This is a genomic window from Kitasatospora sp. NPDC096077, assembly GCF_040303245.1.
GTDB lineage: Bacteria > Actinomycetota > Actinomycetes > Streptomycetales > Streptomycetaceae > Kitasatospora.
On sequence record NZ_JBEOSV010000006.1, the window covers coordinates 164,524 to 184,358 of the forward strand.

A 19,835-nucleotide genomic window follows, 5' to 3' on the forward strand; every position below is an offset into this window, starting at 1 on the left:
GCAGGGGCATTCGCCCATACGCACCCCTCGATGGTTCGCTCGCTACGCTCGCTCACGAGATGTCCTTCAACGGGCTGCTCACCGCGATGTCCGTCCCCGAGGTGGGCGTGTACTCGTTCCACTCCGCGATCAGCGTGCCCCGGTGGCCGGGGCGGCGGACCGGGAACGGCGTCAGGGTGCCGTCGTGCCGGTGGGTCAGCCCGCTCAGCAGCAGATGGCCGTCGTCCGGCACCCGGACCACCCGGGCGGTCTCCTGGATCCGCCGGTCGTCGTACTCGTCCACCACGACCGCGGTGTCCGGGTCGAAGCCCGCGCTGGAGGCGACCGGCACCAGCACCGGCGCTCCCCCGGCGGCCGGCGCGACCACGGCCGCGCAGGTGGTCACCACCTCGTCCTCCAGCAGCAGCGAACTGCTGCCCGGGTTGGCCGGCGGGATGCCCGGATAGTTGCGGTCGTCGTAGGCGGCGATCTCCCGGGCGATGCTCAGGTACGGGTGGTCGGGGGGTAGTTGGGCGCCGTGGTAGCCGCCCTCGGCGAACCGCACCCAGGCCTCCTCCCAGCCCTTGCGCACGGTGAGCACCACCCGGGCGCTGCCCGCCCGCAGGAAGGCCTGCCGGTTGGCGTCCGGGTGCTGGATCCGGCTGACGAAGGGCCAGGCGGCGGGCGCGTCCCAGAAGTAGGAGTAGAGGAAGGTGACCACGTTCTCCCATTCGATGGCCTGGTTGACGAAGGCCACCTCCGCCTCGTGGCCGAGCACCGCCGACCAGGCCGCGGCGCTCACCCCGAGCGCGCCGGTGGCGTCGCCGGGGAAGCCCGCGCCGTGGCGCAGCAGGTCGAGGTCGCCGCCGACCGAGGCCGTGACGGCGTCCACCACCTCCGCCGGCATCAGGTGGTAGTCCACCCCGAGCAGGAAGCGCAGCACGCCCTTCATGATCTCGTCGCTCTCCTCGCGCCGCAGCGTGAGGGTGTCCACGCCGTTGAGGCGGTCGCGCAGCGCGGCGGCGCGGGCGGCGAGGTCCTGCTGTTCGGCGTAGTACTTGGTCTGGGCTGCGTTGAACAGGGCGGCCCAGACGTCGTTCTGCCACTGCCGGCGCGCCTCGTCGGTGGGTTCGACGACGGCGGTCAGGCTCAGCCAGGTCTGCCGGTTGTTGACCAGGTGGAAGCTGACCACGCACGGCCCGCTCGCGTGCGCCAGCAGGCCGCCGTTGGCCGGGTCGGCGAGGTCGACCGGGCCATGGGTGCCGAACGGCTCGTTCCACTCGGGGATGCTGCTGCCGAGCACCTTCAGGTTGTAGTTGTACTCGCCGGTGCGGCTCTCCGAGGTGAACTGGAACATCAGCTTCTTGATCCAGTACCGGTCCGGGACGTTGAGCGGCGGCGCGTCGAAGATGCCGGCGCCGTCGTTGTTCGGCGCGGTGACGTTGACGTGGATGTCCGGGTGCGCGCCGGGGGCGAGCGGCACCGCGGCGCCGTACTTCTCGGCGAGCACCAGGTAGTGCGCCTGGGTCTCCCCGGCGCGGATCTCCTCGGTGATGTCGGAGTGCGGCACGTCGAACTGGAACGGGCCCAACTTCGATTCCAGCGCAGCGAGTTCGGCGTACGACTGGCGCAGGGCGCCGGCCGGCTCGGGGATCGCCAGGTCGTAGGTCAGCCGCAGCCCGGAACGGTAGAGCCGCACCCGCCACTTGCGCATCATGCTGAAGTAGTCGATCCGGACCGGGTCGGTGGGGCTGGCGTTCTTCAGGGTGCGGGTGGTGGTCTCCGAGGAGCCGGTCACCGTGGTGGTGGTGATGGTGGTCTTGTGCTCCTGCTTGGTCCGCGCGGAGGCCTTCTGGGTGATCGTGGTGGCGTGCTTGCGGCTGTCGGTGGCGGACTGCGAGTCGGCGCTCTGGCTGGTCATCCCGGAGGTGGCGGAGCCCGAGATCAGCGGGATCCCGCCGGAGACGGTGCCGGTGACGTTGAACTGGTTGCTGTGCTGGAGCTGGCTGGTGGTGGACTGGGCGAGTTCGGTGTTGTCGGTGACGCCGGTCTCGCTGACGTTCTCCAGCGAGTCGGTGACGATCGAGCTGAACTCCTTGGAGGTGACGGACCACTCCTTCTGGGTGACGGCCGTCTCCTCCAGCGGCGCGAGCGGTACGGTCGCGACGAGTTCACCCCGCTCGATCCCGGCCGGGGCCATCTCCAGCCGTTCCAGGTTCATCAGACCGATCGGGTCGACGGCCGCGTTGTGGTCGTAGGCGGCGTTCGCGGCGGCGGCCCGACCGGCCCGGGCCCGGCCCTCGGCACTGGCGTCCGCCCGGCGCAACCGCTCCAGTTCGCCGCCGAGTTCGCGCAGCGCGGGCCCGTCCAGGGCAGCCAGCGCAGCGGCCCGCGCCCGCCGGTCGCCGGGGTCGGCCGCCGAGGCGGCGAGCAGCTCCCAGGGCAGCTCGGCCGTCAACCGCCCGCGCAGCGCCGTCACTTCGTCCGGCCGGGGGTCGAGCCGGCGCAGGTAGGCGTGCTCGACCAGGCCCGGGCCGTGCGGCGGCGCGTCCACCTTCAGCGGGACGAGGGTGGCCTTGTCGATGCTGCGGGCCGCGTGGGCGAGCACGGGCCGCGACGGCGTGCCGCCGGGCCAGGGCGATCCGACCGGCTTGGCTCCTCCGGGCCACGACGGTTCAACCGGCTGGGCACCGCCCGGCCAGGGCGATGCGGTCGATTGCCCGGGCGCCCCCGGGATGCGGTCGGTCATGACGAGCCCCCCTTGATCGATCTGCTGCCCGCGACCTACCCGGCGGCGCACCCCTGACGCACCGCGCACGAACGGCGCGCGCCGCACCACGCGTTGCGCGGAGGTGCACACCGGCGCGCAGCCACACCACACGCCCTCCGAGCAGCCTGCACGCCCCACCCGACCGGTCCACGTCAAGCGAACTCTTGCCCCGGTCAGGACAACTGACGCTTCGTCAACTATTAACCGCCTCCCGTCTACTCGCATAGATCCGCCGATGGTGGCATGGACACACACCGCCCGGCATCCCGCACCGGGCCCGTGACAGGGAGCTTCCCCCCATGCTTCGCACCCACCGCATCGCCCCCGTCGTCGCCATCGCCGTACTCGCCGCGGCCGCCCTCGCGACCGCCGGCACCGCGCACGCGGCCACCGCCCACACCCCGGCCGCGCACACCCGCGCCGCCCTCGACCTCAGCTGCTCACAGTCCTACCTGCCGCTGCCCGACCCGGCCTGCACCCCCGGCGCCACCAACCCGGACGTCACCCAGGACACCATCGACGACACCATCTGCGTGCCGGGCTACAGCACCTCGATCCGCCCCTCCACCTCGTACACCAACCGTCTGAAGGTGCAGCAGATCGCCCAGTACGGCTACGCCGACACCGACACCGCCGACTACGAGGAGGACCACTTCATCCCGCTCTCGCTCGGCGGCCACCCGACCGACCCGAAGAACCTCTGGCCCGAGCCGCGCTACGCGGCCGACCCGAGCGGCCTGACCTCCACCGACAAGGACACCGTGGAGTACAAGCTCTACCGCGCCGTCTGCAACCGCCAGGTGAACCTGGTCCCCGCCCAGCAGGCCATCGCCACCAACTGGACCACCGCGCTCTCGGTCCTCGGCCTCAGCTGACCGACGCCCGACGGCACGGGCCCCCAGCCACGAGGCGCGGGCCTGCCACCCCTCGGCGCGGGACTCCCACCCCTCGGCGCGGGCCCCTCACAGCACCAGGGCCCGCGCCGACGCCCGTACCGGCGCCGGGAGTTCGGTCCGCCCGCGCAGATGGCGGTCCACCGCCGCCGCCACCGCCCGGCCCTCGGCGATCGCCCAGACGATCAGCGACTGGCCCCGTCCGGCGTCCCCGGCGACGAACACCCCGTCCACGGCGGTGCCGAACCCGTCGTCCCGCTCCAGGGTGCCCTCCGGCCCGATGCCCAGACCGAGTTGGGCGAACAGCGGCTGGTCCGGCTCCGGCCCGGTGAAGCCCAGCGCGAACAGCGCCAGCTCCGCCGGGAGCACCCGCTCGGTGCCCGCCCGGGGCCCGCGCCCGACCAGCTCGGCCGCGGCGACCCGGACGGCCGCCAGCCGCCCGTCCGGCCCCGGCTCGAACCCGACCGTGACCGCCTCGAACGCCCGCCCGCAACCGTCCGGAACCTCGGCCCGGTCCGCCGCGCCCCCGTCCGCCGCCTCCCCTTCCAGCACCGCCCCTTCCAGCACCGCCCCCGACTCCTCGTGCGAGGTCGTCTCCCGGTACACCTTGGGATGGACCGGCCACGGCTGTCCCGCCCCCCGGCGCTCCGGCGGACACGGGTTGATGTCCAGCTGGGTGACCGAGGCCGCGCCCTGCCGGAGCGCCGTCCCCAGGCAGTCGGCCGCGGTGTCCCCGCCGCCGATGATCACCACCCGCCGTCCCTCGGCGGACAGCGGTGAGCACGCCCGGTCCCCCTCGTCCACCCGGTTCGCCCAGGTCAGGTACTCCATCGCCGGGTGCACCCCGGCCAGCCCGCACCCGGGCACCCCCGGTTCCCGGTGGGCGCCCGCGCCCACCGCGACCACCACCGCGTCGTACCCGGAGCGCAGCTGCTCCGCCGTGACGTCCCGCCCGACCCACACCCCGGTGCGGAACTCGGTGCCCTCGGCCCGCAGCTGGTCCAGCCGCCGTTCCAGCCGGTGCTTCTCCAGCCGGAACGGCGGGATCCCGTAGCGCAGCAGCCCGCCCGGGCGGTCGGCCCGTTCGAAGACCGTGGTCGCGTGCCCGGCCCGGGTCAGCTGCTGGGCGGCGGCCAGCCCGGCCGGGCCGGAGCCGACCACCGCCACCCGCCCGCCCGGCTCCGGCCGCTCGGGCCGCTGCGGCCGGTCCCAGCCCTCCGCCCAGGCCCGGTCGGCGATCGCCAGCTCGACGTTCTTGATCGCCACCGCGGCCCCGTCGATCGCCAGTACGCACGCGCTCTCGCACGGCGCCGGGCAGAGCCGCCCGGTGAACTCGGGGAAGTTGTTGGTGGCCAGCAGCCGGGCGGCCGCGGCCCGCCAGTCCCCGTCGGCCGTCAGCCGGTTCCACTCCGGGACGAGGTTGCCCAGCGGACATGCCGCGTGGCAGAACGGCAGCCCGCAGTCCATGCAGCGTGCCGCCTGCCCGCTCACCAGCGGCAGCGGCGTCCCCGGCCGGTACACCTCCCGCCAGTCCCCGAGCCGCTCGCGCGCGTCCCGCCTCGCCCGCTCCGCGCGCGGGGTGGTGAGGAAGGCCATCCGCCCTGCCATCGCGTCTGCCATCACGGCCTCCGGCGGTGCTCGCCGACTCGGACCGGCGGCCCGCCGTACAGGCCCCGTCCCACCAGCCCCGCCCGACCGGGCCCACCACACCGGGCCCGCCCACCGGCACGCCACCGTGTGGCCACCGTACGCCCACGAAGCAGCGGGCGACACCCGCGGCGGCCGAGAACCCGGCGCCCCGCCCTCCCCTGCCGTGAGCACGCCAGGGACAATCTCCCGCATGACCCACACCGTGCTGATCGCCGAGGACGACCGCGCCATCCGCGATTCGCTCACCCGCGCCCTGACGCTGGAGGGCTACCGGGTACGGATCGCCGCCGACGGCACCCAGACCCTCGCCGTCCTCGCCGAACAGCGACCGGACGTCCTGGTGCTCGACGTGATGATGCCCTCGCCGGACGGCCTGGAGGTCTGCCGCCGACTGCGCGCCACCGGCGACCGCACCCCGGTGCTGATGCTCACCGCCCGGGTCGAGGTCCCGGACCGGATCGCCGGCCTGGATGCGGGGGCGGACGACTACCTGGTCAAGCCCTTCGACGTGGACGAGCTGTTCGCCCGCCTGCGCGCCCTGCTGCGCCGCAACCCGCCGTCGGAGACCACCGAGGACGTGCTCACCGTCGCCGACCTCCGGGTCGAGCCGCCGGCCCGCCGGGCCTGGCGCGGCGGCCGCGAACTCGAACTCTCCCGCACCGAGTTCGACCTGCTGGAGCTGCTCGCCCGCAACTCCGGCGCCGTGCTCGACCAGACCACCCTGTACGAGCGGATCTGGGGCTACGACTTCGGCCCCGGCTCGAAGAACCTCGCGGTGTTCATCGGCTACCTGCGCCGCAAACTCGACCGCCCCGGCCTCACCCCGCTGATCCACACCGTCCGCGGCGTCGGCTACACGCTGCGCGAGCCGTGATCGGCCCGGCGCGCCGCCGCCTGCCGCGCCCGGGCCTGCGCACCACCCTCTCGCTCGCCTTCGCCGCGATGGCCGCCCTGGTCGCGGTGGTGATCGGCTTGCTCGGCTACCACGCCGCCGCCCGGCTGATCCGGGACGACGAGACGGACGACTTCACCTCGGCCGTCAGCGCGGTCAGCGGCCAGGTCCAGCGCGAGAAGCTGTTCCCGGGGGACTTCAACAGCCCGAGCGGACTCGGCGAGCAGCTGCTGCACCCGATCCGGGTCACCGCCCAGGCCCTCGACTCCACCGGCGCCGTCCTCCCGGGCACCGCCCACCTCGACCTCCCGACCACCCCGGACGACCGAGAGCTCGCCCGCGCCGAGCTGCCCGCCCGGACGGTGGTCGATGTGCGCCGGATCGGCCGCAGCAGCTGCCGGGTCGGCGTGGTCTCGCTCGGCGGCGGCCGCGGCGCGGTCCAGGTGGTGCTCCAACTCGACGACATCGAGGAGCTGTTGGAGCGGCTGCGGCAGCAGATGGCGGCCGTGGTGGCCGGCGTCGTACTGATCGCCGGCGGGGCCGGGTGGCTGGTCGCCGGGCGGATCACCGGCCGACTGGTCCGGCTCACCGACGCCGCCGAACTGGTCGCCTCCAGCGGCCGCCTGGACGTCCCGGTGCCCGCCTCCGGGCGGGACGAGGTGGGCCGGCTCGGCCGCGCCTTCGACCGGATGCTGGTCCGCCTGGCCACCGCCAAGGAGAACCAGCGCCGGCTCGTCCAGGACGCCGGGCACGAGCTGCGCACCCCGCTGACCAGCCTGCGCACCAACCTCGCGGTGCTGCCCAACCTCGACCGGCTGCCGCCCACCGAGCGGGTCGCGCTGCTCGCCGACCTGTCCGAGGAGGCCCGGGGGCTGAGCCGGCTGGTGGAGGAGCTGGTGGCGCTCGCGGCGGACCGCAAGGCGGACGAGGACCCGGTCGAGGTGGTGCTGGCGGAGGTGGTCCACGAGGCCGCCGCCAAGGCCCGTCGCCGCAGCAACCGCGAGGTCGTCGTGGACGCGGACGACACCGTCGTGGTCGCCCGTCCCGACGCGCTGGCCCGCGCGGTGGCCAACCTGCTGGACAACGCGGCCAAGTTCGACCCGGCCGGGACGTCCCCGATCGAGGTGGTGGCCCGCGGCGGGCGGGTCGAGGTCCGCGACCGCGGCCCGGGCATCGACGACGCCGACCTGCACCGGGTCTTCGACCGCTTCTACCGGGCCACCGCCGCCCGCAGTCTGCCCGGTTCGGGCCTGGGCCTGGCCATCGTCGCCGAGGTGGCCCGCTCGCACGGCGGCACCGCCTTCGCCGCCAACCGGGAGGGCGGCGGCGCGGTGATCGGCTTCACCCTCGCCGGCTGAGCCGACTGAGCCGGCCGAACCGACTCGACGGCACGGACCCGCCGAACCGGCCGGACACGACGAACGGGCCCCGGCACCGTGCCGGGGCCCGTTCCGGAACCGGGATCAGACGGCGGCGAGCAGCCCCCGCCCGAACCAGTCGGCGTCGTCCTTCACGCCCGGCAGGACGAAGAAGTACCCGCCACCGGTCGGCGAGATGTAGTCCACCAGCGGCTCGTCGATCAGCCGGGTCTGGGTGGCCTCGAACTGCCGCGTCACATCCTGCTGGTAGCAGCAGAACACCAGGCCCATGTCCAGGTTGCCCGCCTTGTCGATGCCCCGGTCGTAGTTGTAACCGCGGCGCAGGATGCGGGAGTTGTCGGTGTCGGCGGTGCGCGGGTTGGCCAGCCGGATGTGGGCGTTGAGCGGGATCGCCTCGCCCTTCGGGTCCTTGCCGTAGTCCGGGGCGTCGTTCTCCTGCCGACCGTCCAGCGGCGCGCCGGTGTCACGGCGGCGGCCGAACATCTTCTCCTGCTCGGCCAGCGAGACGCGGTCCCAGAACTCGATCAGCATCCGGATGATCCGGATCACCTGGTAGCTGCCGCCGGTGGCCCAGGCGGGCTCGCCCATCCCGTCCGTGACCCAGATCAGCCGGTCCATCTCCCGGGAGGAGGAGGTGTCCGGGTTGACGATGCCGTCCTTGAAGCCCAGCAGGTTGCGCTGGGCGCCGTCCGGGCGGGACGGGTTCTGGAAGCCGTCGATCCGCCAGAGGATCTGCATCCCGCCGCGGGTGTGCCGGGTGATGTCGCGCAGCGCGTGCAGCACGGTGTCCTGCTGCTCGGCGCAGATCTGCAGCGAGAGGTCGCCGTGCAGCTCGCCGGGCTGCAGGTTGTCGTTGGGGAAGGTCTTCATCGGCGTCAGCTTGACCGGCTTGGCCTTCGCGAGGCCGTAGCGGTCGTCGAACAGCGAGGCGCCGACCCCGACCGTGACGGTCAGGTTGTCGGTGGCCACCGTCGGGCCGAGCATGCCGCTGTCCGAGGGCGGCGCGCCGACGCCGAGGTCGGCCGGGGCGCCGCCGGCGGTGAGGAAGCGGACCCGCTCGGTCAGGGTCTTGAACAGGTCCTCCAGGCCCTTGCGGTCCTGGGCGATCACCTGGCAGGAGACGAAGGCCGCGTAGCCCTGCTGGGGGGTGCCGACGCCGGACTGGTGGGCGCCGTGGAACGGGACGGCGCCGGTCTTGGACTGGTGGCTGTCCCCGGCGACGGCCTGACCGGCCCCCAGGGTGAAGCCCCCGCCGGCCAGCACGGCGGCCCCGGCACCCGCGCCGAGCGCGGCCCGCACGAAGCTGCGCCGGGCCGGTCCGGCCGGGCAGCCGCCCTCCGCCGGGGCCGGAACGGCCGCCGCGGCGTGCGGGAACGGGCAGGTGCCTCCGGTGGCTGCGGTGTGGTCGGTCATCAGGCGGCCTTCCGGATCTCAAGCAGGGTGGGGATGAGCGAGAGGTTTTCGAGCAGCTGGCCGGTGGCGCCGTTCAGCTGACGGCGGGAGTCGGCGGTGAGCTTGTCCACCGGGGTCCAGCCCGCGGGCTGGTGGGCGGCGGCGACCAGGTCTCCGACCTGCTTCATGCCGGCGTTCACCCGGACCAGCACCTGCGGGTCGCGGTCGTCGAGCAGCGGCTGCAGGACGGTCAGCAGCTCCTGGGTGCCCGCCAGGTTGGCCTGGGCGGTGGCCAGGTTGGTGCCGCTGCCCATGTCGGTGTCACCGGTCAGCTCGAACTGGAGGGTGTTCTCCAGGATCTCGTGGGCGCGCAGCGGGAGGTCGCCCGGGTCGAAGTCCTGGGTGGGGAAGTCGTGCGCCAGCTTGGCCGCGTTCTGGGCGAGCTCGTCGGCGACCGGCGTCAGCTCGTCCACGGACTGGCCGTGCCAGAGGCCGTACTCCAGGCGCAGGAAGCCGGTGAAGCCCGGGTCCGCGGTCCCGCCCGGGAGGCCGTCGGCGCGTCCGTCGATCTTCTTGTCGAGGTCGGCGAAGGTGCCGTAGGCGGCGCCGAGCGAGGCGTACTGCAGGTGCGCGGTGAGCCAGTCGGCCTTGGCGGTCGCGAGGTCGCCGGAGTGGACGTCGGTCTGCAGCTTCTGGGTCTGGGTCATCAGGGTCGCCAGGCCCTTGTTGACGTAGTCCTTGTAGCTGTCCAGCGGGGCCTTGAGGTCGTCCTCGTTGACCGGCTTGACGGCCTTGACCTCGGCGCCGCCGGTGACGTGCACGGAGGCGGAGGTGACGGACTTCCCGCCGGTGGGCACGCAGCGCCAGGCGTAGTCGCCGGAGCCGATGGTGGCGGTGAGCGCGCGGGTGGTGCCGGGGGCCAGGCCCTCGATCTCGCCGTAGACCGAGCCGGTGCCCGGGTTGACCAGGTAGACCTCGGAGGTCTTGTCGCCGGTGTTGTGCATCTGGAACACCTGCTGGCCCGGCTGCGGGCTGCCGAAGCCCTTGCCGCACTCCTGCTCGGAGACCGCGACGGTGGCGGAGCTGTCCTTCTTGCCGTCGCTGACCGCGATCACGGCGCCGGCCACCACGACCGGGACGGCGATCGCCGCGACCGGCAGCACCCAGCGCGGACGGCCCGGGCGCACCGGCTCGGCCTGCCCCTCGGAGGTCTGCCCCTCGGAGGCCTTCTCGCCGGCCTGCCCTGCGGCGGCCTTCTCCCCCTCCGCCGGCTTGGTGGCGGCCGGAGCGGTCCTGCCGCCGCGCACGCCCTCGATGAAGAGGGTCATCACGATGCCCAGGTAGGCGATGTAGCCGACGACCTGGAGGACCGTCATGGTGACGGTCAGGTTGAGGGTGCCCTGGAGCAGCGTCGCGTACCAGGAGGAGGCGTCCAGGTGCCCGCTCAGGTCGAAGGCGTAGCTGCTGCCGCCGCCGACCAGCCCGGACTCCTGGAGGTCGCGCAGCCCGTAGCCGAGCACGCCCGCGGCGACCACGATCAGCCCGGCGCCGGTGATGGTGAAGAACTTGGTGAGGTTCATCTTCAGGGCCCGGCGGTACAGGCCCCAGCACAGCGCGACGGAGAGCAGCAGGCCGACGGCCGCGCCGATGATCGGCCCGGTGGACTCACCGGCGGTGCGGGCGTTGGTCCACAGGAAGAGCGAGGTCTCCAGGCCCTCCCGGCCGACGGCGAGGAAGCTGGTGAGCACCAGCGCACCCGCGCCCATCGCCAGCGAGGCCTGGACCTTCTCCCTGATGTCGGCGGAGAGGGTGCGCGCGGAGCGGCGCATCCAGAACACCATCACGGTGACGAAGCCGACCGCGATCAGGCTCAGCACCCCGCCGAACGCCTCCTGGGCGTGGCCGGAGAGGTTGGCGGCGGTGAAGGTGAGCACCGCGCCGAAGCTGAGGCTGAGCGCGACGGCCGCCGCGACACCGGTCCAGACCTGTGGCAGTCGGCCCTTCTGGTCCGCCCGGACCAGAGTGGCGACCAGGATCGACACGATCAGGCCGGCTTCCAACCCTTCGCGCAGCCCGATCAGAAAGCTGGGAAACGCCTCATCCCACATACAGCGGGCTCCTCCCCCGGGCCGCCCCGGGTTGTACCTGTCCTCGACGCTCCACCGGCGGTGGCGGCGGAACGGCACGGCGAACGCCCCGGACCCGAGGGTCCAGGGCGCTCCGCTTAGCTTAGGCAAACCTTAGAGCCGCGCCGGTCAACCGCACCCCCGCTTCAGGTAAGGGTTCGGTATGGGAACACCCATGCGATGACCAACTCTGCGCACGCCACCCCCGGAAAGAGACCTGCGTCACCCCCACCACTGCTCGGGCGCCGCCCCGGGATCCGGCTCCGGGGGGACCGTCACCGGTTCGGCGCAGCGCACCAGCAGTTCCCCCTCCTCCGTCTCGGTGACCAGGAGGCCCCGCTCCCGCAGGACCAGCGCGGCCGCCCCGCTCACCGCCGCCCGGGCCGGACCGGACGGCGGCCCGGCCGCCTCCGCGCCCGGGCTCCAGCCGACCACCACGCCCTCGGGGTGACGGTCGATCGACAGCGGCGAGGCGCCCGGCGCGGTGCGGAACCCGGCGTGGGCCAGGGCCTCGGTGACGTCCTCGAAGAGTTCACGGTGATCCACCATTGGCGCAGCGTAGGCCTGGGCCCGTACGGCGCCCGGACGCGGCGCGCGCCGAAACGCTTCAGCTGCACCCGAGCGCAGCATCGCCCCCGCCCCACCCCGACCGGCGGCCAGCCGATCGGGCGTCAGCGACCCCCATCCGGCCCGACACGCACGGCCGGACGGCCCGATGGACGTGCACAGTCGGCCCCCTGCCGACAGCATGACAGAGTAAGCGCTCCATCACCCTGAGCAACGGGTCCAGTGAACCGCCCAGGTCCGCGCGCCGGTCCGCCCGGCGGGCCCGTATCGAGAGGTCCCATGATCACAACACTTCGCCGGCCGGCGTTCCCGCCGGCGGGCCTCCGCCCCGGCACGCCTGGAAAGCCGGGGAGCCCGTCGTGAGAACCGACCAGCAGTCGCAGCCGGGACCGGTGACCAGCACCCGCGCCAAACCGGCCAACCAGGCCGAAGCCCTCGCCGACTGGGCCGACGGCCGGCTCGGCATCTACTCCCTCGCCAAGGCCAACCTGCGCAAGATCTTCCCGGACCACTGGTCCTTCATGCTGGGCGAGATCGCGCTCTACACCTTCGTCATCATCATCCTGACCGGCGTCTGGCTGACCCTCTTCTTCAACCCGAGCATGGGCGAGGTCGTCTACGACGGCCAGTTCGTCCCGCTCAAGGGCATCCGGATGTCCGAGGCCTACGCCTCGACCATCAACATCAGCTTCGAGGTCCGCGGCGGCCTGCTGATGCGCCAGATCCACCACTGGGCGGCCGTGGTCTTCATCGCCTCGATGCTGACCCACATGCTGCGGGTGTTCTTCACCGGCGCGTTCCGCAAGCCCCGCGAGATCAACTGGGTCTTCGGCGCGCTGCTGCTGTTCCTCGGCATGTTCGACGGCTTCATGGGCTACTCGCTGCCGGACGACCTGCTCTCCGGCACCGGCATCCGCTTCATGCAGGGCGCGATCCTGTCCATCCCGATCGTCGGCACGTACCTGCAGTTCTTCATCTTCGGCGGCGAGTTCCCGGGCACCGACATCATCCCGCGGCTGTTCACCGTCCACATCCTGCTGATCCCGGGCATCATGGTGGGCCTGCTCGCGGCGCACCTGATCCTGGTCTTCTACCACAAGCACACCCAGTTCGCCGGGCCCGGCCGCACCAACGACAACGTGGTCGGCATGCCGCTGATGCCGGTCTACATGGGCAAGGCCGGCGGCTTCTTCTTCCTCGTCTTCGGCATCGTCTCGGTCATGTCGGCGATCGCCACCATCAACCCGATCTGGGCGTACGGTCCGTACCGGCCGGACCAGGTGTCCACGGACGCCCAACCCGACTGGTACATGGGCTTCTCCGAGGGCCTGGTCCGGGTGATGCCCGGCTGGGAGATCAGCGTCTGGGGCGGCCACACCCTGAACCTCGGGGTGTTCATCCCGCTGGTGGTCTTCCCGAGCGTGCTGCTGGCCATCTGGTGCTGGCCGTTCCTGGAGGCCTGGGTCACCGGGGACCGCGGCGAGCACCACATCGCCGACCGTCCGCGCAACCACCCGGTCCGCACCGCGTTCGGCGCGGCCTGGATGGGCCTCTACCTGATCCTGCTGGCCGGCGGCGGCAACGACCTGCTGGCGACCCACTTCCACCTGTCGATCAACGCGATCACCTACGCGGTGCGGGCCGGGTTCTTCGCCGTCCCGGTGGTGGTCTTCGTGATCACCAAGCGCTGGTGCCTGGGCCTGCAGCGCCGGGACAAGGAGAAGGTGCTGCACGGCCGGGAGACCGGCGTCATCAACCGGCTGCAGCACGGCGAGTTCGTCGAGGTGCACGCGCCGCTGCCGCAGGGCCGGCTGTACACCCTCACCGCGCACGAGCAGCCCGAGCCGGTCGAGCTGGAGCCCGAGGTGGACGAGAACGGCGTGGCCCGCAGGGCCGGGCTGTGGACCCGCACCCGGGCCAAGCTGTCCCGCGGCTTCTACGGCGAGGGCAGCCAGATCGCCAAGCCCACCGTCGAGGAGCACGAGGAGATCACCAGCGGCCACGGCCACCACTGATCCCCCGGTACGAGGAGGGCCCGCTGCGCCGGCGACGGCACAGCGGGCCCTCCTCGTGCGCGGTCAGCCCCGCAGGGCCGCCGGGACGACGGCGAACAGCGCCGCCGCCACGGTGACGGAGAGGCAGAGCGCCGCCCAGCGGGTGCAGATCCGACGGCATTCGGCGCGGTAGCGGGCGGCCAGCCGGCGGCAGCGCTCGACGGCGCGGTCCACGACCTCCTCGGCGTAGCGCAACCGGTCGGCGGCGTAGGCCTGTTCGAGGCTCTCCCGCTCCGCCTCCGGCAGCCACGGGAACTGCGCGGCGAAGGCCCGGGCGTCCCGGCCGGCCGCCGCGACCTCCGCCTCCCAGGCCAGGAAGCCCTCGATCCGGGCGATCTCCACCCGGGGGTTCACCCGGCCGTTCCGGCGCGGGGTCCGCGCCCGCGGCGGACGCTGTCTGCCACCCATGACCGCTCCTCAGTTCCTGTCGGGCCGTCCCGCCGGAATTCCTGCGGGAACGGGCTCCCGCGGCGCTTCGCTCCGCGAGCACGCAACTACTACCAGCGACGAACCGCAGGTGGGGGGCGGCTCGCCCAGCCCCGGAAGCCCCGGGGAAACTTGCGTGCCACGCACTATTGCGTGGCACGCACCTTTCCTGAAGAGTGGTGCCATGACGAACGGGCAGCCCGGGCTGCGGGAACGGAAGAAGGCCGAGACCCGGGAGGCGCTCAGCTGGGCGGCACTGCGGCTCGCCGTGGAACGGGGCCTGGAGAACGTCCGGGTGGAGGACATCGCGGCCGCGGCCGGGGTGTCCCCGCGCACCTACAACAACTACTTCTCCAGCAAGGCCGAGGCGATCGTCTTCCGACACCGCCACCGGATCCTCCGGGCCGCCGAGGCCCTGCGGGCCCGGCCCGCGGAGGAACCGCTCTGGGAGGCACTGACCCAGTCGCTGGTCGAGCCCTTCGACGGCGCCGACCAGGCACCCGATCCGCACTGGGTCGCCGCCGTACGGCTGCTGCTCCGCGAACCCTCGCTCCAGGCCGAACTGGTGCGGGGCAGCGCGGACACCCGCACCGAGCTCATCGCGGCGGTGGCCGCCCGGACCGGCACCGACCCGGACCGGGACCTCTACCCGCGACTGGTCGCCGCCACCGCGCTCTCCGCACTGCAGGTCGCCAACGAGCACTACCTGGGCGCCGATCCCGTACTGCCCTTCAAGGCGGTGTTCGCCGAGGCACTGCGCCAAGTGGCCGCCGGGCTGCCCGACCCGTCGCGCTGATCCACCAACCGTCTCAGAGGGGGATTTCGAGATGACCAACGACGTCGTCGTCGCCGGCGCCGGCCCGGTCGGCCTGTTCCTGGCCTGCGAACTGGCACTGGCCGGGGTGCGGCCGGTGGTGCTGGACCGACTGCCCGCGCGCTCGGGCGAGCAGAAGGCCAACGGGCTGGTCGGCCAGGTGGTCCGACTGCTCGACCACCGCGGCCTGCACCAGCCGCTCGGCGGCACCCCGGGCGCGCCGCAGCCCATACCCCGCTTCGCGTTCGCCGCCTTCCCGCTGGAACTGCACCGGCTCGACGCCAACCCGCTGCACGCCCTGCCGGTGCCCCAGCACCGGATCGAGGAGGTGCTGGAGGAGCGCGCCCGCGAACTGGGCGTCACCGTACGCCGCGGCCACGAACTCACCGGCTTCACCCAGGACGGGACCGGGGTGACCGTCGACCTCCACGGCCCCGACGGCGCCGAGCGGCTGCGCACCCGCTACCTGGTCGGCGCGGACGGCGGCCGCAGCACCGTCCGCAAGCTCGCCGGGATCGGCTTCCCCGGCGTCACCTCGACCGACCCGGTCTCCCGGGTCGCCCACGTGCTGCCGCCCGAGGGGATCCGCGGCACGGAGAACGGGGCCTACCTGCTGCCCGGCTGCCCCACCCCGTTCCACCCGTACACCCACACCCGCACCGACCACGGCGTCTTCGTCCTCGCGCCGCTCGGCCCGGACACCGTCATGATCGCCACCATGGAGTGGGGCGGACCGCCGGTGGACCCGCAGTCCCCGCTCACCCTGGACGAGCTGCGCGCCAGCATCCACCGGGTCACCGGCGCCGACGTCGAACTCGCCCCGGCCGCCACCCCGGGCCGGTACACCCCGCGACGCACCGTCGGCCACAACACCCGGCTCGCCGAGCGCTACCGCGACGGCCGCGTCCTGCTGGTCGGCGACGCCGCCCACGTGCACTCCGCCACCGGCGGCCCCGGCCTCAACCTCGGCCTCCAGGACGCCGTCAACCTCGGCTGGAAGCTCGCCGCCGAGGTCCGCGGCTGGGCTCCGCCCGGACTGCTGGACAGCTACCAGCAGGAACGCCGCCCGGTCGGCGAGCGGGTGTTCATGCACTCCCAGGCGCAGACCGCCCTGATGTCCCCCGGCCCGGCCGTCACCGCGCTGCGCGCCCTGGTCGGCGAACTGCTCGCCCACGACGACAACCTGGCCCGGATCGGCGCCCTGATGGCGGGCAGCGACGTCCGCCACGACACCGGCTGCCCCCACCCGCTCGCCGGGGGCTTCGCCCCGGAGCTCGACCTCGGCGGCTCCCGGCTGGCCGAACTCGCCCGCACCGGGCGGCCGTTGCTGCTCGACCTGACCGGCGGCGGTCTCGGCCTCGCGGACCTGGCGGAGCCATGGAAGGACCGGATCGACGCGGTCACCGCCGAGCCGGCGGGACCGGCGGGACCGGCCGGAGCGCTGCTGCTGCGCCCGGACGGGTACGTGGCCTGGGCCTGCACCCCCGACCGGGCCGACCGGGAGGGACTGGACCGGGCGCTGCGCACCTGGTTCGGCGAGCCCCTCGGCTGAGCGTCCGCGCCCGGCCGCGGACGCCCGGGAGCCGTGGGGGACAATGGACGGCATGTCCCGACGTCGTTCCGAGCCCCGCCCCGCCGCTCCCCGGCTGCTGCCGTCCTCCCCGTGCCCGTGCGGCCTGCCCGCCGGTTACGGCGACTGCTGCGGCCGACTGCACCGCGGCCAGGCGCAGGCCACCACCGCCGAGTCGCTGATGCGCTCCCGGTTCAGCGCCTTCGCCGCCCAGGACGAGGCCTACCTGCTGCGCACCTGGCACCCGGACACCCGGCCGGCCGAGGTCGACTTCGACCCGGCGCTGCGCTGGACCGCGCTGGAGGTGGTCTCCACCAGCGAGGGCGGCGCCTTCCACGCCGAGGGCACCGTGGCCTTCCGGGCGCACTGGACCGAGGGCGCCGAGCAGGGCGTGCTCAGCGAGCACAGCCGGTTCGTCCGGCACGAGGGCGCCTGGGTGTACCTGGACGCCCTCTCGCTCGGCTGAGCCCCCCCCCCTGAGCTCCCCCGAGCTCCCCGGCTACAGGTAGTCGTCCAGGCGGCCGAGCGAGAAGCCGGCCGCGGTGACGTCGTTGACCACCTTGCGCAGCAGGTCCGGCATGGTGGCCTTCCAGTCGGAGACGCCCCGGAAGTGGGTGAGGATGATGTCGCCCGGGTGCAGCTTCCGGTCGTCGTAGCGCCACTCCATGTGGTCCGGGAAGGCCTCCTCGTTCCACAGCGGCACCGCCTGCACCCCGCAGGAGGCGGCCGCGCGCAGGGTGTCGTCGTTGTACTCGCCGTACGGGGGCCGGAAGAGCCGGGGGCGGACGCCGATCTGCTGCTCCAGCTGGTCCTGCTGGTTGCAGATCTCCTGGCGCTGGGTCTCGTAGTCGAGGACCTTGAGGTTGCGGTGGTTGATCGTGTGGTTGTTGATCTCCACGCCCTGCTTGTGCAGGTCCCGGTAGTAGCCGTAGTTGTCGCGGACGAGGTAGTCGGAGAGGAAGGCGCTGAGCGGGATCCCCAGCTCGGCGGCCATCTTGGAGAACTCCGGGTCCTTCTCGTAGCCGTCGTCGACGGTCAGGAAGACCACCTTGTCCTCGGTCGGCACCCGGAACACCACGGGCGGGCGGCCGTCCTTCAGCTTGACGCCCTGCACCGGGGTGAGGGCGGCCCGGGTGGCCGGGCGGGGCGGGGCTTTCAGCGGCGGGCGGTCCAGGCCCCAGTGCTGCGCGGCCGCCAGGGCGGCGCCGGCCGCGTCGGCCTGGCGGGCCTCCGCTGCGTTGCCGCCCTCCTCCTCCTGGCGGGCCAGCCCGGGGAGCAGCAGCGGAGCGGCCTCGGGTGCCGCGCCGACCTTGCCGGCGGCTCCCGCGGCGGGGGCGGGCTTCGGTTGGGCGGCGGGTCCGGCGCAGCCGGCGAGCACCGCGGTGAGACAGACGGTGGCCAGCAGGCCGGTGCGGGCGCCGCGCCGCTGCTGACTTCCACTCAAACCATGGCTAGTGCGACAAACTGATGGTCCGTTCATAGCTGCTACTGCTCCCCCGCCGGGGACCCCCGTCAATCCCCCCGTCACCCACCCGGGGCAACGGCACGCCGCCCGCCTTGCCGTTCCTTTGCCGAACCCGCCGCGCACGGCCGCCCCCACGGGTCGCGCCCCGGCGCTCGGCCCGAAAACCCTTTGCGGCCACGGCCACCGGAAAAGGATCATGCGCGCATGACCGACCCCTGGACCATCACCACGGCCGACGTGACCTCCGCCGAGGCCTTGGAGCTGCTGCGTGAGTACTACTACGACGTGGCCAACCGCTACTACCGCCTCCACCTGGGCCGGGAGGGCACCCCGGAGGAGTTGGAGTCCGGCCTCGCCGAGTCCCGCAGCGACGACCTGGCCGCCCCCACCGGCCTCTTCCTGCTCGGCCGGTACGAGGGCGCCGCCCAGTCCTGCGCCGGTCTGCGCCGCTACGACGCCACCACCGTCGAACTCACCCGGGTCTTCGTCCGCCCCGGCCTGCGCGGCACCGGCGGCGGCGCCCGACTGCTCGCCGCCGTCGACCTGGCCGCCCGGTCCCTGGGCGCCGAGCGGATCGTCCTCGACACCCGGCTCGACCTGGTCGAGGCCCGTGCCCTCTACCTGCGTCACGGCTACCGGGAGATCCCGGCCTACGGCGACACCGGGCCCTACTCCGAGGTCTGGTACGGCAAGGACCTCACCGAGGTTCCCCAGCAGGCGAGTTGAGGCCCTGGCGACTTGAGGCCCTAGGAAGCCGCCGCCCGGCGCTCGACGGCCTCGGCCAGTTCGGCGGCCGAGGGCGGAGCGGCGCCGGGGCGGGAGACGGTCAGCGCGGCGGCGGTCACGGCCCGGGTGAGGCCCTCGGCGAGCCCGGCGCCGCGGCTCCGGGCGTCCAGCAGGGCGGCCATGAAGGAGTCCCCGGCGCCGACTGTGTCCGCGACCTGGACCGGGACGGCCGCCACCCGCTCCCGACGGCCGTCCGCGGTGAGCGCGAGGGCGCCCGCCGCACCGAGGGTGACGGCGACCGTGCTCGGGCCGAGGGTGAGCCAGCGCTCGGCGACCGCCTCGACGGGCTCGCCCGGGTAGAGCCAGTCCAGGTCCTCGTCGCTCGCCTTGACCAGGTCGCTCAGCGCCACGCAGCGCTCGACCCGGCGGACGGCCGCCGCCCGCTCGCCCATCAGCGCGGGACGCACATTGGGGTCGTAGCTGACCCGAGCCCGCCCGCGCCAGCGCTCCACCAGGGCGAGCACCGCGGCGGCCCCCGGTTCGGTGACCGCGCCGATCGAGCCGAGGTGGATCGCGGCGGGGGCGGCCGACAGGTCGGTCGGCGGCAGGGTCCAGCCGATGTCGAAGGTGTACTCGGCCCGCCCCTGCCCGTCCAACCGCACCAGCGCCGAGGGCGTCCGCGCCACGGCGGCGGCCCGCACCTCCACCCCGGCGGACTCCAGGTGGTCGCGGATCAGCCGTCCGTTGGCGTCCGGCCCCAGCTCGGTGAGCAGCACCGCCGGCCGGCCCAGCCGGGCCAGGCCGTACGCGACGTTGGCCGGACTGCCGCCGGGGTGGACCCGGTCGGGGGCGCCGTCGGTGCGGACGATGTCGGCGACGCACTCGCCGATCACCAGAAGGGGTGCGGCGGGGCTGGTCACGGCGGGCTCCTGGCATCCGGTTCGCGGGCGTCGTCCGGTCAGCCTACGCGGCGGCGCCCGCGAACCGTCAGGGCGCATGAGTACGGCCGCCGGACCTGGCCAGGTTCTCCGACGGCCGTGGCCCCGTCCGTCAGGGGGCGGAGCACTTCGAACGTTAGCCCCGGCCCGGGGGCGCCGCCAGCACCGTGGGCCGTCCGGGGGACGTCCGCGTG

Annotated in this window: 16 protein-coding genes; 8 read left to right on the forward strand and 8 right to left on the reverse strand. The window is 73.6% G+C overall.

What is annotated here, in order from left to right; genetic code table 11:
* Positions 1–52: 52 nt before the first annotated feature.
* Complete coding sequence (locus ABTZ03_RS08825) at positions 53–2,587, reverse strand: hypothetical protein (protein WP_350512179.1); 2,535 nt, start codon at positions 2,585–2,587, stop codon at positions 53–55.
* Between the two features lie 461 nt (positions 2,588–3,048).
* Between ABTZ03_RS08825 and ABTZ03_RS08830 the strand changes: the two genes are divergently transcribed.
* A complete protein-coding gene (locus tag ABTZ03_RS08830) occupies positions 3,049–3,624 on the forward strand; it encodes a hypothetical protein (protein WP_350512180.1) in 576 nt (191 codons plus the stop codon).
* An 87-nt stretch (positions 3,625–3,711) separates the two neighbouring features.
* On the opposite strand, the gene ABTZ03_RS08835 is transcribed toward ABTZ03_RS08830, so the two are convergent.
* Positions 3,712–5,250: a glutamate synthase subunit beta gene (locus tag ABTZ03_RS08835; protein ID WP_350512259.1), complete on the reverse strand. Its 1,539-nt coding sequence runs from the start codon at positions 5,248–5,250 to the stop codon at positions 3,712–3,714.
* A 232-nt stretch (positions 5,251–5,482) separates the two neighbouring features.
* Between ABTZ03_RS08835 and ABTZ03_RS08840 the strand changes: the two genes are divergently transcribed.
* Both ABTZ03_RS08840 and ABTZ03_RS08845 read left to right on the forward strand, forming a co-directional pair.
* A complete protein-coding gene (locus ABTZ03_RS08840; protein ID WP_350512181.1) occupies positions 5,483–6,166 on the forward strand; it encodes a response regulator transcription factor in 684 nt (227 codons plus the stop codon).
* Positions 6,163–7,542, forward strand: coding sequence for a HAMP domain-containing sensor histidine kinase (locus ABTZ03_RS08845; RefSeq protein ID WP_350512182.1), 1,380 nt, complete (start codon positions 6,163–6,165; stop codon positions 7,540–7,542). The genes ABTZ03_RS08840 and ABTZ03_RS08845 overlap by 4 nt, the downstream gene beginning before the upstream one ends.
* 105 nt (positions 7,543–7,647) lie before the next feature.
* On the opposite strand, the gene efeB is transcribed toward ABTZ03_RS08845, so the two are convergent.
* The 3 genes from efeB to ABTZ03_RS08860 form a co-directional block, all read right to left on the reverse strand.
* The gene (efeB, locus tag ABTZ03_RS08850; protein ID WP_350512183.1) at positions 7,648–8,976 is read right to left on the reverse strand and encodes an iron uptake transporter deferrochelatase/peroxidase subunit; all 1,329 of its coding nucleotides are present in this window, start codon (positions 8,974–8,976) and stop codon (positions 7,648–7,650) included.
* Positions 8,976–11,063 carry an iron uptake transporter permease EfeU gene (gene efeU, locus ABTZ03_RS08855; RefSeq protein ID WP_350512184.1) on the reverse strand — a complete coding sequence of 696 codons (2,088 nt, stop codon included), beginning with the start codon at positions 11,061–11,063 and terminating at the stop codon, positions 8,976–8,978. The genes efeB and efeU overlap by 1 nt, the downstream gene beginning before the upstream one ends.
* A 240-nt stretch (positions 11,064–11,303) precedes the next feature.
* On the reverse strand, positions 11,304–11,630 hold the full coding sequence (locus ABTZ03_RS08860) for a hypothetical protein (RefSeq protein WP_350512185.1): 327 nt from the start codon (positions 11,628–11,630) through the stop codon (positions 11,304–11,306).
* A 410-nt stretch (positions 11,631–12,040) separates the two neighbouring features.
* Between ABTZ03_RS08860 and qcrB the strand changes: the two genes are divergently transcribed.
* Positions 12,041–13,663 carry a cytochrome bc1 complex cytochrome b subunit gene (qcrB, locus tag ABTZ03_RS08865; protein ID WP_350512260.1) on the forward strand — a complete coding sequence of 541 codons (1,623 nt, stop codon included), beginning with the start codon at positions 12,041–12,043 and terminating at the stop codon, positions 13,661–13,663.
* Positions 13,664–13,726: 63 nt separating this feature from the next.
* Here the strand turns inward: qcrB and ABTZ03_RS08870 are convergent, their stop codons facing one another.
* Positions 13,727–14,110 carry a hypothetical protein gene (locus ABTZ03_RS08870; RefSeq protein ID WP_350512186.1) on the reverse strand — a complete coding sequence of 128 codons (384 nt, stop codon included), beginning with the start codon at positions 14,108–14,110 and terminating at the stop codon, positions 13,727–13,729.
* A 202-nt stretch (positions 14,111–14,312) separates the two neighbouring features.
* Here ABTZ03_RS08870 and ABTZ03_RS08875 point away from each other — a divergent pair, with 202 nt between their 5' ends.
* The 3 genes from ABTZ03_RS08875 to ABTZ03_RS08885 are packed head-to-tail and all read left to right on the forward strand — an operon-like array spanning position 14,313 to position 16,978.
* Positions 14,313–14,924 (forward strand): acyl-CoA-like ligand-binding transcription factor, encoded by a 612-nt coding sequence (locus ABTZ03_RS08875; RefSeq protein WP_350512187.1) that lies wholly within the window; start codon positions 14,313–14,315, stop codon positions 14,922–14,924.
* A gap of 31 nt (positions 14,925–14,955) precedes the next feature.
* Positions 14,956–16,494: an FAD-dependent monooxygenase gene (locus tag ABTZ03_RS08880; RefSeq protein WP_350512188.1), complete on the forward strand. Its 1,539-nt coding sequence runs from the start codon at positions 14,956–14,958 to the stop codon at positions 16,492–16,494.
* Positions 16,495–16,546: 52 nt separating this feature from the next.
* Positions 16,547–16,978 (forward strand): YchJ family protein, encoded by a 432-nt coding sequence (locus ABTZ03_RS08885; RefSeq protein WP_350512189.1) that lies wholly within the window; start codon positions 16,547–16,549, stop codon positions 16,976–16,978.
* 33 nt (positions 16,979–17,011) lie between these two features.
* Here the strand turns inward: ABTZ03_RS08885 and ABTZ03_RS08890 are convergent, their stop codons facing one another.
* Entirely contained in the window at positions 17,012–17,956 is a 945-nt protein-coding gene (locus ABTZ03_RS08890; protein WP_350512190.1) for a polysaccharide deacetylase family protein, read from the reverse strand.
* Positions 17,957–18,181: 225 nt separating this feature from the next.
* On the opposite strand from ABTZ03_RS08890, the gene ABTZ03_RS08895 reads away from it, so the two are divergent.
* On the forward strand, positions 18,182–18,703 hold the full coding sequence (locus ABTZ03_RS08895; RefSeq protein ID WP_350512191.1) for a GNAT family N-acetyltransferase: 522 nt from the start codon (positions 18,182–18,184) through the stop codon (positions 18,701–18,703).
* Positions 18,704–18,723: 20 nt separating this feature from the next.
* Here ABTZ03_RS08895 and ABTZ03_RS08900 read toward each other — a convergent pair whose 3' ends face one another.
* The gene (locus ABTZ03_RS08900; RefSeq protein ID WP_350512192.1) at positions 18,724–19,623 is read right to left on the reverse strand and encodes a carbohydrate kinase family protein; all 900 of its coding nucleotides are present in this window, start codon (positions 19,621–19,623) and stop codon (positions 18,724–18,726) included.
* Positions 19,624–19,835: the final 212 nt, after the last annotated feature.